Genomic DNA, 16,902 nt, shown 5'->3' with positions numbered 1-16,902 from the left:
AAGGCCTGGAGAAATTGCTGGGCCGATGGGAGCTTTCGGCTGATCGTTGTGTGTTCGTCGGCGCCCGGGACGACAACCTGACGGCGGCATACGAGGCCGGCGTTCCTTCACGGCTATTTCCAGGTGGGAAGGTTGCGGACTTTATCGCTCGGTTGCTCCAGCAGTAGCGCAGTCCCAGTTACCGGAGCTTGGGCTCCGATCCAACGAAAAACGGCGCCCGCGATAATGGGCGCCATTTTCGTTCCAGCATGCCGCCCGTCCTGGACGGCATGCTTTGGGAGGCGCGAGGACTACCGCGCGCCTTGCGTCCAGATCACCACGCGCAGGGTCTGCAGCAGGATCAGGGCATCGCGGATGATGCTGTAGTTCTTGATGTAGTAGAGGTCGTATTCCAGCTTCTTGCGCGAATCCTCGACCGAGGCGCCGTAGGGGTAGTTGATCTGCGCCCAGCCCGTCAGACCGGCACGCACCGAATGGCGCAGGTCGTAGAGCGAGATGTCCTTCGACAGCTGGGCGGTGAACACCGGCCGCTCGGGCCGCGGTCCGACCAGCGACATGTCGCCCAGGATCACGTTGAACAGCTGCGGGATCTCGTCGATGCGCGACTTGCGCAGGAAGGCCCCGACCTGGGTAACCCGCGAGTCGTTGACGTTTGCCCACTGCGGGCCGCCTTTTTCGGCGTCCTGGCGCATCGAGCGCAGCTTGATCAGGCGGAAGGCACGACCGAAGCTGGTGACGCGTTCCTGCCGATAGAACACCGGCCCACCGGACTCGAGGTACACCGCCGCCATCGCGGCCAGGAGAACCGGGAAGGTCACGGTCAGGATAATCAGGCTGAACGAGACGTCGAAGACGCGCTTCATGGCGACGTCGAGCGCGCGCCGCTGGAAGCCGTTCGAATAGACCAGCCAGGATAGTTCGAGCCAGCGCAGGTCGACGCGACCGGTTTCCCGCTCGATGAAGCTGGCGAATTCGGTGACCGGAATGCCGGCCGCCTTGCAGGCGAGCAGGCGCTTGATGGAAAGGCCGCGGCGCTCGTCGGCGGCAACGACGATCTCGTCCACGCCCAATTCCTCGGCGAGGTCCTCGATCGACTTGTTGCCGACGGCGATGACGGCGGCACCGGACACGGTTTCGGCCGGCGACGAGATGGAGTCCGCGATGCCGAGCACGCTCTGCGGCACGAACATCAGGTTCGACACGGCTTTGTGCGTCGCCTGGTTCATCAGGGACTGCAGATAGGCGCCGCGCTGCCCCGTACCGATCACCAGGATGCGCCGGCGAAACCAATGGCGGCGGATCATGAAGTAGAAGGACATGCGGCTGGCGCTGGCGGCGCCGAACGAGATGCCGGTCATGGTCAGCACGATGATCGCGCAGGCGCTGATGCTGAGGAACACCGGCTCGTGCACGTAGAGGCCGGCCAACCCGTAGTGCAGGTAAAAGAATTGCAGGCCGCCGCTGAAGATCAGTGCCACCGGCACGCGCGACATCGACCCGATCGGGTTGATCAGCGTGTCCTGGCGAAAGCAGCCGACCGCGTAGAGGAACAGCATGTTGACGAGAATGTACGGCACCAGGACCGCAACCGCCTGCAACGGCGAGGCGAGCTGCAGCCGCTCATGGACCTCACCGAAAATGAGGCTTTGTGCGAGCAGGAGAGCCGCAAGGTCCAAAATCGCCAAAACAAAACTTGAATTAGGGATATATCGCTGGTTGACAAACATTTTCTTGATCCACCGATGCTCATCGAGGGAGGCGTCGACAAAGCGTTTACAGCGCGAAAGCAATCACTCGCGCCAAAGGCACGAGTCTGGTGAAAAGCATGATCGTTATGACCCAACACTTATCACAAAAGATCTTCAAATTATGTTAATTTCGTGACCTCTGCGAAGGAGACCCGTCATGCAGGCGAGGTATCGAGTTCTGGCTGTGTTGCGTTTTCAAAACACACGCGAAGGACGAGCCAAGCTCACAGCACGTCGACCTCCCGTATTTATAACGAATTTTCATCAAAACACGTGTGATCCAGATCACTCGATTTTAGCGGAAGTTTGTATATTAGTAAGGGAACGCAGAAAGGCCTTGAGAGCTAAAGCTTTAGCGCCTGGATCTGAATCAATCATGAATACGGTTCGAGACGGATTGACATTCGGTTCGCCGAATTTTTTGAGAAATCCCAGCGACGCTCAGACAAAAGCGCTCAGTCCGCGCTGCAGGAAGATTGGGATTTGAGATAAAAGCCTCAGTCTTCCCGTGGACCCAGCGGCCAAGCGACGCTTAAAATCCGGAAAAGTCGCACTCCGTCTCAATTTTTCATTCCATTCTTCTCGCGCCGGGCGCATTCGACGAATCGCCGATTGCCCCATCCGCCCGAAGTCCTCCGATCTATTCACGGTTTCCGCGGGTAACAGGCGTTTGACCTTTGCACCCCGCCGGCTTCCCGAATAGAATGTGACGGTTAGTTAAAATTTTAGTTACAGATTTTGGATATCCCTACAAGAGACTGCGACACCCCGATGAGGTCCGGGCTTCGGCCAGGCCCACGGCATCGGACGACGATGGGCAGACCTCGAGTTTTGATATCCCTTTCGAAAAATAAACGAACAAACTGTTTCAATGGAGCAACGAATGACGCAAGCCCCCAAGAATCTTGGAGACTTCACCGGTCTCGCGGGAGACTACTCGCGCTACCGCCCTGGCTATGCGCCGAGCGTTCTGACGTCGATCCTGGCGCTGGTCAAGCCGCCGGTCGCTGAAGCGGACATCGCGGACGTCGGTGCCGGCACCGGCATCTGGACCCGCATGCTGGCGGAGCGCGAGCCCCGGTCGGTGGTGGCCGTCGAACCGAACGACGATATGCGGGAACAGGGTATCCTCGCCTCGAAGGGCACCAGCATTTCCTGGCGCAAGGGCAATGGCGAGGCGACCGGCCTGCCGGATGCTTCCGTGGATCTGGTCAGCATGGCCTCGTCGTTCCATTGGGTCGACTACGACAAGGGTTGCGCTGAGTTTCAGCGGATCCTTCGTCCGGGCGGCCGTTTCGTCGCGGTCTGGAACCCCCGGCTGATCGAGGTCAATCCGCTGCTCGTCGAGATCGAGGCGGAAATCGGCCGGCTGAAGCCGGACATCAAGCGCGTTTCGTCCGGCCGCTCCGGCCTGACCGACCGGTTGAACGACAAGCTTTGGGCCACGCCCGGCTTCGACGACGTGGTCTATCTCGAAGGCCGCCATGTCAGCCATCAGACGCCGGAGCAATATATCGGCGCCTGGCGCTCAGTGAACGATCTGCAGGTCCAACTCGGCACCGACCTGTTCGCCGCCTTCATCCGCTATATCGAGGGCAAGACCGCCGGCCTGGCCACGATCGAAACCACCTACCTGACCCGGGCCTGGACCGCGCGGCGGGTCTGAGCCGGATCGGTCGCACAACCATGAGCTACGCTTACGACGATCGCACGATCTTCGTGCTGGGCTCGCCGCGTTCGGGTACGGCTTGGCTGTCGAAACTGTTCGACAGCCATCCCGACGCGCTCTACCGGCACGAACCCGACATCGCGGTCCGCAATTACGAGATACCAACGATCTGTGAACTGCAACAAGCCGAACAGTTCATTCCCCAGACCCAGGCCTGGTTGAATGCCCTGGCCGAGCGCCGCTGCCTCAAGGCCGCCGGCCCCTTGCCGATGTTCGCAAAGAACTATCGCGGACCGGTCGCCAGCAAGCTGCGGCTTGGATTGATCGCCTTGGTCAAGGCCGCCGAGCGGACGCCGGTGGTGAGACGATTCACCAATTCGCTCGAGATTTCGGATTTCGCCGATCCCCGCTCCGCCGCCCGGCGCCGCTTCGTCATCTCGTCGGTCAGTGCCATGGGGCGAGCCGGCCTGCTGTCGCGCGCCGCCCCCGAGAGCCGGTTCATCCTGGTGTTGCGCCATCCGTGGGGACAGATCGAATCCTATCTGCGGATGCCCGAAATGGCGGGCACCGAGCGGTTCGACGAACTCATGACGGTTCTTGCCGGCACGGAACAGGGGCGTCGGCGCAATCTGGACCCCGCCAAACTGGCCAAACTGCCTCCCATGGCGCAACTGGCCTGGGCCTGGGTGATCCATAACGAGATCGCGCTGGAGCAACTGGCCGGCGCGAAGCATTTCACCGCCGAGCGCCTGTTCGACCTGACGCAGAATCCCGTCGCGGCCGGCAAGCGCCTGTTCGATTTTTGCGGCTTGTCATGGGGCGAGCAGACGGAAAAGTACATCGCCTGGAGTACGGAGGCGACCGGCAAGGAAGGCTATTACAATCTGAGGCGGAATGCGGCCGACGCGACCTGGGGGTGGCGTCGCCGATTGACGCAGGAGCAGATCGACTCGATCACCGAGGTCATCGCCGACAGCGTTCCGGGGCAGATGTTCATGAACGACCAGGAACCGAAGCCGGTGGAGGTCGCGAACGGCGGTGCCCATAGTCTAGGCGGAGAATCATGAACCCGAAACCAATAGGGTGTACCAAAATCCATCGGACGACGTCTCGGTCAATCGAGAGCAAGGACCGACGCCCTCCTGAAACTCCTTGCCAAACACCTTTCCGGCCAGGCCGGAGCGAGAGGGGCTTATCGACAACTTTAAAGAGCTCAGCTACAGCCGAGGGCAACGCATTCGGCAGGCCGCTGATAGTGAAGGATGCTTTGTAAAACTCCTTGCCCGACTAATCTTCCGCAGGCACTCGGGACTTAAGGCGATGTGAAAGCCGATGCCGAGCTTCTTGGCGGATACCCGCTCTAAAGCTGCCGATTTCCGGCTTGATCTTAACGGGATCGACCATAATTCCACGGCAGCAGCGGTTCCAGTTCAACGACGGCCTGCGGGCGTTTCAGTTGTAAGAGGATCTCCCGCAGATAGGCTTGAACGTCGAGATCGTTGAGCTTGGCGCTTTCGATGACGGTATAGGCTTGAGCCGCATGATCGCCATCTTCGCGTGAATCCGGCCCCCACCAGATGGCCCGATCCCACGACAATCCGGCCACTATACGCATAATTGCGACGTTTTCGAAATCTGTGCCGTCATGGTCGAAGATCCGGCTGAGTGAGGCACGCCGATCAAGCATATAACGGAACGCTGCGGCGAGGCCGGATTTTGGGTCGATCTGACCGCATGCGCCTTCGCTCCATGTGAAGAGCCGCTGCACGAGGACGCGCTGCGCCGCCCGCTGCGTTGCCCGTTCGGCGAGCGACGAGTATCGGGCGTCGGCATCGATCAGGAAAATATCGTCCAAGCGATCCAACGCTTCTTTGATCATCGGGAAATGGCAGGGCGTCGGCATCTCGGAAAACTTGTTCCGGCAGTGGGCCCAAGACGCGACATTAATAATCGGCCGAGACGCCCCCGCATCAGATTTCAGTTCCAAGGTCGAACTAGTCTGCAGAAACCCCGTGAAACCCGGCAGGTGACCAAGTTGGATTTCGGTACTGCGATCCGCGCTGTAAAAAACGCTCACCGCTGGCGCGGAGGCCATATCGACCGACCGCAAGTCTCGAATATAAGTCCAAACCCTCCCCTGCTTCGGCTGCCCCGTCGTATGCACCGCGACGGGTAGATCAGCGACATGAAGCATGTCGCTGGCGGCGACATGCGCTCGAATGCGGCGGACGAGCGGGTCAAGCAAGGTGAGAGCCTCGGTCATATGCACTGCAGCGGTGCCGTGACCGGCGGGAAGTTTCCCTCGCACGATCTCATCGCGGCAAAGATTGGGGATGTCCCCCGCACGATATTTGGTCAGGAGCGCCGCCACCGAAGAGTCGACATCGCCAAGATCCCGCGCACTCGCAACGGCGATTGGCACTATACTGGGCGTGCAAGCGGCAGCATCGCTCGGCGCTAGTATTGTAAAAAGCGCGGGATTTCCCCGTTTGCCAGCCGTTCGATTGCCTGCCTGTCCGCGCCGACGCCGCCAGAGCACCCCGGCGACATGTTTGACGAGAGCGACATGGCAGGCAAGAGGTCGACGGGCAGCTCGCACGGCGAAGCGAAAATCGCCCAACCTGAGCGCCGGTTTTATTTGGACCCGCAGGATGTTGCGCGCCACGATCCATTCTAGCGACATGGGAATGAACGCGAGCATGAATACTATTGACCAGCGCAAACAGCCGAAGCGAAAATGCGCTGGAGAGGGGTAGCCCCAGGCGATGAAATTCTCGTGAAATAACGAGAATAATACGGCTTGATCCCATCGACTTACACCGCGCGACGGATTATTTATTTGCGCTGGCTGGGACCCTACCCAGTCTCCTCCGGTTCGCTCGACGACATAGGGAATCCCGTTGAACGTGCTTGTGGCCAGGGATGCGCGCCATGGCAGTCCTAGCCACGCCGCCACGTTTCGCATCGTCTCCTCGGGGTGAGTCTGCAAGTCCTCGAAGCGGACCGCACTCGTGCGCGCGTCAGCATGGTCGTGCGGATGATCCAGATTCGTTAGATTGACTGCAATCGACAGAACCGCGCTGAGATAGTTCAGTTGCGGCAATCGCCCATCGGCAAGCCCCATGTACTGACTACGCTCGACGGACGACCGGAAACAGGCAATGGGATGGCGGATGGTGTGCAGGAAGCGCACCTTAGGGAAATCCCGCGACAGATACGCCGCGAGTTTGTCGGACCGATGATGCTGAAAATAGACTAGAGAGGGGCGCGGTATCGCCGGTCGATAGTCACGCGCAACATTGTAGGCTGCATAGACGAACTGAAAGAACGCGCGATGCGATGCAAGTACATCGACCGGCCGATCACCATATTTCTCGATCAACGAGTCGATGGCCGCCCGATAGTCCAATTCCGAAATGGCAAATTCCCCATGAAAGAACGGATGCCCGTGTGCATCTGTATAGGCGGGGTACGCCAGCAGCCGTTCCCACAACGACAAGTTTCGGGTTTCTTCGAAAAACTGAATAATTCGTTCGCTGGCTTCCCGTTGCAACATGAGAACATTGGTGTGACTGTCTAGATAACTTGCCAGAAGCAGCGACGCGCTTCGCCCCCACGCTACGATAGCGACGATATCGTCCATCCCGAGCACATCAAAATACTTGAGATGTTCCGCCTTCCGGGCCACACGTGCTGCATGATCGGCCGCTCGGACCTCGGCCGAAAGGGAGGTATCCCGCAGGCTCGCTTCCACTATCATAATCGTTTTCTATCGGCTTTCCGATCAACCCAGGCGAGAATTCTGAGAACTGCGGGGCGGCACTCCGCGTCGATCTTCGCGGAGTCCAATCTCAGAGAGCTCAGATCGCGGTCTTGATCCGTACCGGTGGGAGCCCGAAGTAGTTGCCGGCCAATCTCACAAAGTCGCCGTATTTCATGGTGTCCGACAAACTGATTGCTCAAAGAAGTTGCTTGCAACGAATTTCGGCAGCCGCCGCGATCGATCCTATCGCCCCGTTTCTTCGAGCTGCAGTTCGCCTTCGCGCTCCATGATCTGATAGAGCTCGGCATCCTCGGGATTGTCGATTTCGCCCCATTGCCCTTCGGTGCCGAAGGTGCCGATCGGGCACGTGCCGGCGGCGATCAGGCGACGCAGCATGCCGGTCATGTCGAGGCGGTCGCGAACCGGCGGCTCGAGCCCGCTCAGCAGCGCTTCGATCGCGGCCCAGGCGGGCGGGGTGAATTTGAGCAGTCCCATGTACTGCCCCTCGATATCCTCGATCCGCGTCGTCTTGCCGCCGATCTCGACGAGGTTGCCGGCCGCGTCGCGGCGGAATGTCTCCGCGTCGGACAGCGGATCGGCGAAGCGCCGGGTCCATAGGCGGCGCCAGGCCCGGTCATAGGCGATCACCATCTGGCCCGGCGCATCGGCCAGGCCGCGGACCAGTTCGTTGCGATAGAAGATGTCGGCATAGCTGACGACGACCGGCCCGGCCCGCAGCCATTCGGCCGCCGCGGCCAGCGACATCACCATGTTGGTCTCGGACCAGCGCTCGTTGGCGAAATAGGTCAGCCCCGGATAATCGATCATCTCGGCGCGATAGCCGCGCACGACGCCGATCTCCTCGATGCCGCCACGGCGCAGCGCCGCCATCTGGCGCTCGATCAGCGGCTTGCCGGCCAGCTGGACCAGGCATTTCGGGCGCTCGTCGCCGATTTCCTTCATCCGGCTGCCGCGTCCCGCGGCCAGGATCAGGGCGCGCATCATTCGGCCTCGAAGACGCGGCGGAACAGTGCCACGTCGCTCGGCGAGAATGGGCTCAGCCGCTCCGGATGCCACATGATGCCGGTCGTCCGCCGCCCGGGATCGCGCACCGCCTCGACCACGCCGTCGTCCGCGATCGCCCAGACATCGAGCGGCGGGCGCGAATCGAACGCGGCGAAATTATGATAGCTGTTCACTTCCTTGGATTCCCCCTCGATACGGATCATCTGTCGCGGCGTCACGTGCCCCTCGACCCGGGTGAGTGCTATTCCCTGGCGATGCTGGATCACCTGCATGCCCCGGCAGACGCCCAGGATGGGCAATCCGCGATGTTCCGCCCAGTCCATGACGGCGTTCTCCGTCTCGTCCCGCTCGGGCGCGTCGCCGCCGACCGCCACCAGGTCGTTGCCGCCGGTCAGCACCAGGCCGTCAACCCCGGCCCGCTCGCACAGCGCCACCGCCGCCTCGGCGAGATTGGGCAGCACGACGGGCAACAGCCCGCAGGCCGCCAGAAAGCAGATCCAGGCCTGGTCCAGGCAATCTCGGCGCTCGCCATAGGCCGGCACGACCGTGACCCGCTGGGTGATGGCGACCGCTTTCATGCGATGATCGAGACCTTCTGGTTCATGCAGTCGAGACTGAGCTTCTGCGCGCCCCGCCATTGTTCGAACAGAGCCTCACCCGCACCGATCACGGCGGGAATGCCCAACTCGCCGGCCCGGATCGCCATGTGGGAATTGACGCCGCCGAACTGGGTCACGAAACCGCTGATGCCGCGCGTGAAGATCCAGTCGAAGCCGGGATCGGCACTGGGCACGAACAGGATACGGCCGGCGAAGCTTTCCGGTGGATCGCCGACCTTGGCGACGGGCGCGGTGATGGTCTTGCGCGTGATGAAATTCGGTTGGCTAGGCGGCAGGTGGAAGGCGAAGACCTGCTCGGGTGCCGAAATGATCGGCGGCAGGATCAGCTTGCGGGTCAGCGCATGGCTTTCACGGCCGCGGGCGACACTCTCGCGCAGGATCTCGCTGACCGACCCGCTCTGGCTGTAGAGCGCGCGGATCGCGTCGTAGTTCAGGTAGGCGCAATCCTCGGCCGACAGGCCGTGATCGGCCCCCAGCTCGCGGATCTGCGACAGGGCGTCGCTCAGGCTGCGGGTGAACACGAACTTTGCATACTCGCGCCCCTCGATGCCCGCCTTGATGAATTCCATCAGGCTCAGCACGTCGATGTCGAGCTCGTGCTCCTTCAGCATGTGCTCGATGCGGCGCAATTGCTCGATCGACAGCGCGAAGCGCGGCGATCCGCCTTGGCACGGCTCGGCGCTCGACCAGTCGAAATAGAGATCCGGCGCCTCGTCGTAGCGCGGCGACAGGATGTCGTAGGTACCCGGTCGCAGGTGCCCGTAGCGCTCCAGGAAACCCGCCTTGTCCAGGCGGCCGAAATCATGGCCGATGCGGGAACCGACGGTGTCCACGCTCGCCATGAAGGTCGCATGTTCCTCCGCGTCGAGCACGCCGACCGCGACGAACGACTGCAGCAACTGAACCGCGATGAAGCCGGCTCGCGCCAGGCCGGCGAACGGCAGCGTGCCATAGCGCTTGCAATCTTCGATCAGCCAATAGATGCGGCTGATCTTGTCGATCTCGGCGCCGGCGATCATCGGCAGCCGCTGGGCCAGCACGTCGACCTTCGCGCGGTCGTGGCGCCACAGCGCGGTCTCGCCGTGGATGACCCGGTTGGTCAGGCGACGCAGCGCGCAGGTCAGTTCCTGGACATCCTGTTCCGAGAAGCCATGTTCCCGCAACCGCTGGAGCCGCTCCGGCAGGTCCAGCGTGTAGCAGGAGAAGATGATCTCGAATTCCACCTTGTCGTGCAGATGCGGCTCGGCGAGCAGCCGATCGATGTAATAGTTCACCAGCCGTCCGGCCAACTCGCTCGGCACATCGCTCGGCACGAAGGAATTGAAGCTGACCCGCACGTCGATGTAGGGCAGACCCTGGAAGCTGACCAGCAGAGGAAAGCTGCGCAGATTCTGGTAGCCGTAATTGTCGCGCTGATAGGCCCAGATCGCGTCGGTGATCAGCTCGCGATAGAGCGAAAGCGACAGCGGATACGGGCGCAGGCCGATGATCTCGGCGGGGTTCCAGTCCGGCATGACGCCGAAGATCGTCCGGCTGCCATGCAGGAACGGATGAGGCCGATTGAGCAGCTCCACCTTGCGCGCGATGTCGGCCAGCACGGCCTCGATCTCGGCATCCCCCGCCTTGCCATGATGATCGACGGCGAGCGGTCGAACCTGCAGCAGGTAGAGATGTCCGTCGCCGCCCTGCGCGAATTCCACATCGATCGCATTGCAGGCCAGCAGCGTCTCGAGTTCCCCCATCAGGGTCACGATCGGCGCCAGGGCCGGTGGACAGGCGTCGATGCGGGATTTCAGGCACAGGAAGGTTTCGAGCCGGTCGCCGACGCCGGCGGTCACCTGGTCGGTGCGGCCGGTGCGGTCGTCATAGTTGACGATGACATAAGGGCCGCCACCGCTGGGGCTGCGCGAGAATGCGACGCCCGCCATCGCGACGCTGTCCAGCATCGGCTGCACGAAGACCTGGTCATCGGGCCGACCGCCGTCGGTGAAGGACGCGATGACCTGGTCGATCGCCCGGGTCAACGCCACCGTGGTCCCCGCGACGCCGAGCACGGAATCATAGCGTCCGGCCTGGGAACCGGCGACACCGTCCTCGTCGCGCGCGCTGCTGCGCACGATCAGCGAGCCGGCACTCCACGGCACTGCCGCGATGTGGGTCAGCACCCCGGCAGGGTCTGCACGCCACTCCCCGACGGTCAGGCGGACCTGGGGCAGGACACGGCCATGGCGCAACAACGGCGCCAGCGCCTCGAGCGTTTCCGCTTTCGTGGTGAAGCCATGGGCCGGTCCGGCAGCCGGCGTCTTTTCGCGCAGCGCGCAAACGGCCCAGATGCGCTCGACCGCCGCCGTGGGGTCGAGCGACCCGTGATTGTCGAGGACGAGATCCGGCGTTTCTGGAACCTGTGCCGGCACGTCGAGCCCGACCACGTCGCGCAGCTCGCCGCGATGGGCACCGGCATAGATACCCTTGGTATCCCGACGTCGCAGCTCGTCGATCGGCACCTGCAGATAGATCTCGCGATAGCCTGGAATGTTTTCGCGATTCCAGCGCTGGACCTCGTGAAACAGCGAGATGGTCGCGCAGACCACGTCGTTGCCCTGGCCGGCCAACAGCTGGCACAGCCGGGCATTGCGCATCGCCGAGCGCTGCCGGCTATCCGTCGTATGGCCGAGATCCTCGGAAATGGCCGCGCGCAGCGCGTCGCCGTCGAGGAACACGACCGGCCGGCCCGCCGACCTCAATCGGTCGCAGAGCGCGCGTCCTACCGTCGTCTTTCCGGCACCGGACAAACCGGTGATCCAGAATACGCGTCCCGCGGCCTCCAACGTTTCCTGCTCCCGCTTTTTTGATTCTTCGATCGAAATTGTCAAACCAGGGCCCTCGGCGAATGACCGAACCGGTCACCGTCATTCTGTGTAAGAATTCTATCATATACGTTAATGGATCAGCCGATTAAGCTGCGCCGCCCGATCGTTTTTGGGCATTGCGGACGACCGCTCCGCGCGGAAGTTCGGGGCGGAACGGCACGGACGATCGCGGGCCGAAGAGCGGCGACAAGGATCGTTTCGAGGTTCAGCCGACAACAGACGAGTTGACGCCGATCGAACCAAAAGCCGTTAACCATTTCTTCCGATCAACTCCGTAGCTTTGTTGCGAATCGCGGAAGAGTTGTCGAAAATCGTCGATATTCGAACGGGTCCGGACCGGCGATCTTTTGCCGTCTTCGACGCATGGCCTGGATCGCCTGGAACTTTTGATCGAACAAGCCCCGACGAAGCCGTCGAGCGATCGATCACACGAGCATGACCGAGGATCGGATGGCATCGGAAGCGGCCGAGACCAAAAGCGAAGAGCTGTATCGGCTGCTGGCCGAAAACTCGACCGACATGATCCTCGCCTACAATGCCGAGGAAGGCCGTCGCCAGTATATTTCGCCCGCGTCCCTCGTCCTGACCGGCTATTCGCCTGAGGAATATCTCGCCAGCGACTTCGTCGAGAGCGTTCATCCCGACGATGCCGACCGCGTCGCCCGCGAGCGGGACGGCACGGTCAAGCATGGCGTGCCGACCCGCAGCACCTATCGGACACGACGCAAGGACGGCAGCTATCTCTGGGTCGAGGTCCGGCGCAGCCCGACCCTCGATCCCGAAACCGGCAAGGTTCGGTTGATGCACGCCGTCGTACGCGACGTGAACGATCGCGAGCTGGCCTATCAGGATCTGCATGCGAGCGAGGAGCGCTACCGGCTGCTCGCCGACAATTCGACCGACATGATCGGCCGCATCGACCTTGCGGGCCGGCAGACCTACATCTCGCCGGCCTGCCTGCCGATCATGGGCTATACGCCGGACGAGCTGGTCGGCCTTCCGGCCCAAGACCTCGCCCATCCGGACGACCGGCATCTGCTGGAAGCGGCCTGCCATCGCCTGCACGCCGGCGAGCCGACCGCATCGGTGATCTATCGTGCCAAGCGGAAGGACGGGGCCTATCTGTGGCTGCATCTGGTCATGCAGTATCTGAGGAATCGGGCCGGCGGCGAACCGGTGGAAATCGTCACGACCTCGCGCGACTTCAGCCAGCAGAAGGCGATCGAAGAACGGTTGGAGGCTGCCCGGGCCGAGGCGGAGCGCGCCAACCTGGCACGCACCGCCTTCTTCTCCAACATGAGCCACGAGCTGCGCACGCCGCTCAACGCGATCATCGGCTATTCGGAGATGATCCGCGGCGGAACCTTGGGACCGCTCGGCAACCCGAAATACAAGGAATATGCCGCACAGATCGAGGCCGGCGGCCACCTGCTGCTCAACCTGATCAACGACATCCTGGACTATGCGAAGGTCGAGGCCGGCGAGTTGGTGCTGCACGAGGAACCGCTCGACCTCGGGGCGGAATTCAGGGCGGCCGCCGGCATCGTCGAGGCGAAGGCTCTGGCCGGAAAAGTCGCCCTGAAGCTGGAGGTGGCCACGCCGGTACCCTACCTGCGCGCCGATCCCATCCGATTGAAGCAGATCCTGCTGAACCTGCTGTCGAACGCGATCAAGTTCACGCCGCCGGGCGGCGAGGTCGTGCTTTCCGCCGCCATGGACCCCGAGGGCAGCTTCGTCATCACGGTGGACGACAATGGCTGCGGCATCGAGCCCGAGGACCTGCCCAGGGTCTTCGAGGCCTTCTGGCAGGCGGACAATGCCAGGAATCGCCGGGCCGACGGTACCGGACTGGGGCTGCCCCTGGTCAAGCGACTGGCCGAGATGCACGGCGGCCAGGTCATCATTACCAGCGAAATCGACCTGGGTACCCGAGCCATCGTCACGTTCCCAGAGTCCCGGACCATGCGCCTCGGCGCCTAGAATATCGATACGAGTCCGGAACGATCGACGGATCATCCTCAGTCGACGTTGGCACCGTGCGAAGGTTCTTCCCAATATCGCGCCGGCAGCGCGCTGGTCTCCGCACTGAGCAACGGGTTCGGCACCTCGAGCCAGCGCCGGTGTTCCAGATTGGCCACGTGCCGCAAGGCGACGATGTCCGGATGGGCGTTGAAGGTCGTCATGAAGGAGCCGTCGGCATAGGCCCGTTCGAGCCCTTGTTGCAAGGCCTGGCCCAGGGCTTCGTTTGCCCGATTGACGAAGAAGAACATGTCGAAATGGAAGAAATGCAACGCCAGGTCTTGTTCCACGGCCAGACCGTCGACATCGCGATGCTGCTCCAGCAGGTCGTAGATCTCATTGGCGCCGAGCGGAAAATAGTCGATGCGCTTCAAGGCCGTGAGCCCGAACAGGTTTTCCATCGGCGCAACGCTCACCTGAAGGCCCGAATGCCGCAGGATCTCGATGTCGGCCCACCCGAAGCCTTGGCCGGCCAACAGGCTACTCAAATCGTTCAGTCTGCGGACGCGATCGAAATCCGCCTGCCGATCCTTCGCGATGAGCAGGAGCCTGACCCCGATCAACCCCCGGGTGAGCGGAATCCGCACCGGCAGAAAGCGACGCTCCGCATCGGCACTGGTGCCGAACCAGGCGACGGTGAGCGGTTGTCCGTCGGCCAGGAATTCCTGCATGCGCGCATTGGTCATCGACGAACTGTCGTAGGGCCTGATGACGTAGGGCTGCCCGGATTTCTCGAGCGCGAGGCGGAGCAGGGAAAATTGCAGCTGTCGCGTGACGTCCCGGCCGTCGAGCACCGGATAGACCACATCGAGCCGTTCCGCCGCCCCGGCGCTTGCCGGAAACAGAAGCAAAAGGAGCATGAGCAGACGGCTCGAAAGAAGTGTCATAGTTGCTGCGGCCCGAATGAACGGCGCTCCCCGGAAAACGCGGGTCCGTTTTTTCCGGACTGTACGTGAAAACTACGTGTTTGACCAATAGGTTGGCCGCGGTCGTCTCGATGATCGACCGGCGCCTGCAACCCCTGCTTTCACCGGCCGCTAGGTCGGGCGTTCCTTCCGGCCCGACTGCTCGGCCACGACCTCGTGCAGGCACGCGAGCGTGGCGGCGACCGCGGCACGGCCGGCCGCATCCTCGCGCCAATACATCGTGACCGTGCCGAAACCCGACAGGCGCAGCGGCACGATCCGCATCGCATTCATCTGGGCGAACCGCATCGCTGCCCGGTGCGACGCGAGGCCGATCATGTCGCTGTTGTTGAGCAGGGTCAGGTTGAGCGTTACCGAATTCGATTCGACATAGGGTGCGGGCAGCACCCGCCCCGCCGCGGCAAGCGCGTCGTCGAGCGAATCGCGGATCGGCGTGCCCTTGGGCCAGATCAGCCAGCGGTGGGCGAACAGGTCGTCCCAATCCACGCTCGCCTTCGCGAACAGCGGGTGGCGTGGCCGGGCGACGAAATGGATCGGCTCGACATAGAGCGTTTCCGACCGGATCGCCAGGTCGGGCAAGTTCCGGCTGGACCGGCCGACGACGACGTCCAGGTCGCCGTCGCCCAGCAGGGTCAGCAGACGGTCGGTCGTACTCTCGAACAGCTTGATCGAGGCCTGGGGCATCCGCTGCATCAGCTTGAACACGGCGAGCGGCACCGTGTCCGACGCGGAGGCGCCCGACGCGCCGATCACGACCCGGCCGCTGCCGCCGTCGCGCATCGCCGCCAGATCGTCGCGGGCGCCGTCGAGATGGGCCTCGATCCGCCGGGCGTGCGCGATCAGCGCCTCGCCGTAGGGCGTCGGCTTCAGACCGCGCGCATGGCGCTCGAACAGCGGCAGCCCGATATCCGCCTCGAGCTCGCGCAGCCATTTCGACAGGCCGGGCTGGGTCGTGTTCAAGGCCACGGCCGAGCGGCTGATGTTCTGGGTCTGCGCGAGACTGAGCAGCATCTGCAGATTGCGCAACCGCAGCCGACCGGTCCAGTCCATGCGCCCTCCTCGGCGAGCTATATCCAAAATCGTATGGATCAGATCGAATCATCATTTCTAATAACATGACTGAAAGCGGAAGGTGATCGCAACAACAGGCGCCTGAGGCGTCGCACCGCCATCCGCGAGGGAGGACCAGCATGAGCGTCGCCACAGCGCCCCAGCAACGCGCGACCTATTACGAGCAGATCGGCCATAGCCATCTGGCCCCGCTGTGGGAATCCCTGCACAACCTGGTCCCCAAGCAGCCGCAGCCCCATTGCGTTCCGGCGATCTGGAAATACGACGAAATCCGCTCGCTCGTCCTCCAGGCCGGCGACCTGATCACCGCCGAAGAGGCAGTGCGCCGTGTGCTGATCCTGGAAAACCCGGGGCTCGCCGGCACCTCGAGCATCACCTCGACGCTCTATGCCGGCCTGCAGCTGATCCTGCCCGGCGAGATCGCGCCCAGCCATCGCCATACCCAGTCGGCCCTACGCTTCGTCGTCGAGGGCGAGAGCGCCTGGACAGCGGTCAATGGCGAGCGCACGGCGATGCATCCGGGCGATTTCATCATCACGCCGTCCTGGACCTGGCACGACCATGGCAATGCGGCCGAGATCGATGGCGGCGAGCCGGTGATCTGGATGGACGGGCTCGATATTCCGCTGATCCGTAGCCTCGATGCCGGTTTCGCCGAGAATTATCCAGAAGCGGTCCAGCCGGTGGTCCGGCCCGAGGGCGACAGCTTCGCCCGCTTCGGCCACAACATGGCACCGGTCCGCCATCGGGTGGAGGATCCGACCTCGCCGATCTTCAGCTATCCCTATGCGCGGACCCGCGAGGCGCTCGACCAGCTCTATCGTCACGGCGATATCGACGGCTGGGACGGCGTCAAGCTGCGCTACGTCAATCCTTCGACCGGCGGCTGGCCGATGCCGACCATGGCGACCTTCATGCAGCTGCTGCCGGCCGGCTTCCGCGGGCGCACCTACCGCAGCACCGATGCCACCGTGTTCTGCACGGTCGAGGGCCATGGCACCGTCCGGATCGGCGATGCGCAATTCCCGTTCGGGCCGCGCGACATCTTCGTCGTGCCGTCCTGGGCGCCGGTCCAGCTCGCCTCGACCGACGACGCGGTGCTGTTCAGCTTCTCCGATCGCCCGGTGCAGGCCGCGCTCAACCTGCTGCGCGAAGAGCGGGTCTGACCGCCCTCGCCACTGCAACGCCTT

11 protein-coding genes are annotated in these 16,902 nt (G+C 62.8%); 4 read left to right on the top strand and 7 right to left on the bottom strand.

Annotated features, from left to right (window positions below; genetic code table 11):
* Positions 1-290 precede the first annotated feature (290 nt).
* Positions 291-1,685, bottom strand: a complete 1,395-nt coding sequence (locus VGV37_RS11015) for a TIGR03013 family XrtA/PEP-CTERM system glycosyltransferase (protein ID WP_326879716.1) — start codon at positions 1,683-1,685, stop codon at positions 291-293.
* A 946-nt stretch (positions 1,686-2,631) separates the two neighbouring features.
* Between VGV37_RS11015 and VGV37_RS11010 the strand changes: the two genes are divergently transcribed.
* Both VGV37_RS11010 and VGV37_RS11005 read left to right on the top strand, forming a co-directional pair.
* Positions 2,632-3,414 carry a class I SAM-dependent methyltransferase gene (locus VGV37_RS11010; RefSeq protein WP_326879715.1) on the top strand — a complete coding sequence of 261 codons (783 nt, stop codon included), beginning with the start codon at positions 2,632-2,634 and terminating at the stop codon, positions 3,412-3,414.
* Positions 3,415-3,434: 20 nt separating this feature from the next.
* Positions 3,435-4,484: a sulfotransferase gene (locus VGV37_RS11005; protein WP_326879714.1), complete on the top strand. Its 1,050-nt coding sequence runs from the start codon at positions 3,435-3,437 to the stop codon at positions 4,482-4,484.
* Positions 4,485-4,804: 320 nt separating this feature from the next.
* Here the strand turns inward: VGV37_RS11005 and VGV37_RS11000 are convergent, their stop codons facing one another.
* The 4 genes from VGV37_RS11000 to VGV37_RS10985 all read right to left on the bottom strand — a co-directional run bounded on the left by VGV37_RS11000 (position 4,805) and on the right by VGV37_RS10985 (position 11,654).
* The gene (locus tag VGV37_RS11000; RefSeq protein WP_326879712.1) at positions 4,805-7,171 is read right to left on the bottom strand and encodes an IS66 family transposase; all 2,367 of its coding nucleotides are present in this window, start codon (positions 7,169-7,171) and stop codon (positions 4,805-4,807) included.
* Between the two features lie 252 nt (positions 7,172-7,423).
* Positions 7,424-8,185: a phosphocholine cytidylyltransferase family protein gene (locus VGV37_RS10995; RefSeq protein ID WP_326879711.1), complete on the bottom strand. Its 762-nt coding sequence runs from the start codon at positions 8,183-8,185 to the stop codon at positions 7,424-7,426.
* Positions 8,182-8,784: a gamma-glutamyl-gamma-aminobutyrate hydrolase family protein gene (locus VGV37_RS10990; RefSeq protein ID WP_326879710.1), complete on the bottom strand. Its 603-nt coding sequence runs from the start codon at positions 8,782-8,784 to the stop codon at positions 8,182-8,184. The genes VGV37_RS10995 and VGV37_RS10990 overlap by 4 nt, the downstream gene beginning before the upstream one ends.
* Positions 8,781-11,654: an adenylyl-sulfate kinase gene (locus VGV37_RS10985; RefSeq protein ID WP_326879709.1), complete on the bottom strand. Its 2,874-nt coding sequence runs from the start codon at positions 11,652-11,654 to the stop codon at positions 8,781-8,783. The genes VGV37_RS10990 and VGV37_RS10985 overlap by 4 nt, the downstream gene beginning before the upstream one ends.
* Before the next feature lie 477 nt (positions 11,655-12,131).
* Between VGV37_RS10985 and VGV37_RS10980 the strand changes: the two genes are divergently transcribed.
* Positions 12,132-13,676, top strand: coding sequence for a PAS domain-containing sensor histidine kinase (locus VGV37_RS10980; RefSeq protein WP_326879708.1), 1,545 nt, complete (start codon positions 12,132-12,134; stop codon positions 13,674-13,676).
* Between the two features lie 38 nt (positions 13,677-13,714).
* On the opposite strand, the gene VGV37_RS10975 is transcribed toward VGV37_RS10980, so the two are convergent.
* Together VGV37_RS10975 and VGV37_RS10970 are read right to left on the bottom strand one after the other, a co-directional pair.
* A complete protein-coding gene (locus VGV37_RS10975; RefSeq protein ID WP_326879707.1) occupies positions 13,715-14,575 on the bottom strand; it encodes a hypothetical protein in 861 nt (286 codons plus the stop codon).
* Positions 14,576-14,752: 177 nt separating this feature from the next.
* Positions 14,753-15,691, bottom strand: coding sequence for a LysR family transcriptional regulator (locus VGV37_RS10970; RefSeq protein WP_326879706.1), 939 nt, complete (start codon positions 15,689-15,691; stop codon positions 14,753-14,755).
* A gap of 140 nt (positions 15,692-15,831) precedes the next feature.
* Between VGV37_RS10970 and gtdA the strand changes: the two genes are divergently transcribed.
* On the top strand, positions 15,832-16,878 hold the full coding sequence (gtdA, locus tag VGV37_RS10965) for a gentisate 1,2-dioxygenase (protein ID WP_326879705.1): 1,047 nt from the start codon (positions 15,832-15,834) through the stop codon (positions 16,876-16,878).
* Positions 16,879-16,902: the final 24 nt, after the last annotated feature.

It is taken from the genome of Aliidongia sp. (assembly GCF_035943795.1).
Lineage (GTDB): Bacteria > Pseudomonadota > Alphaproteobacteria > ATCC43930 > CGMCC-115725 > Aliidongia.
The sequence above is the reverse complement of the archived record's forward strand: the minus strand, read 5'-3'. Positions and strand labels throughout refer to the sequence as shown.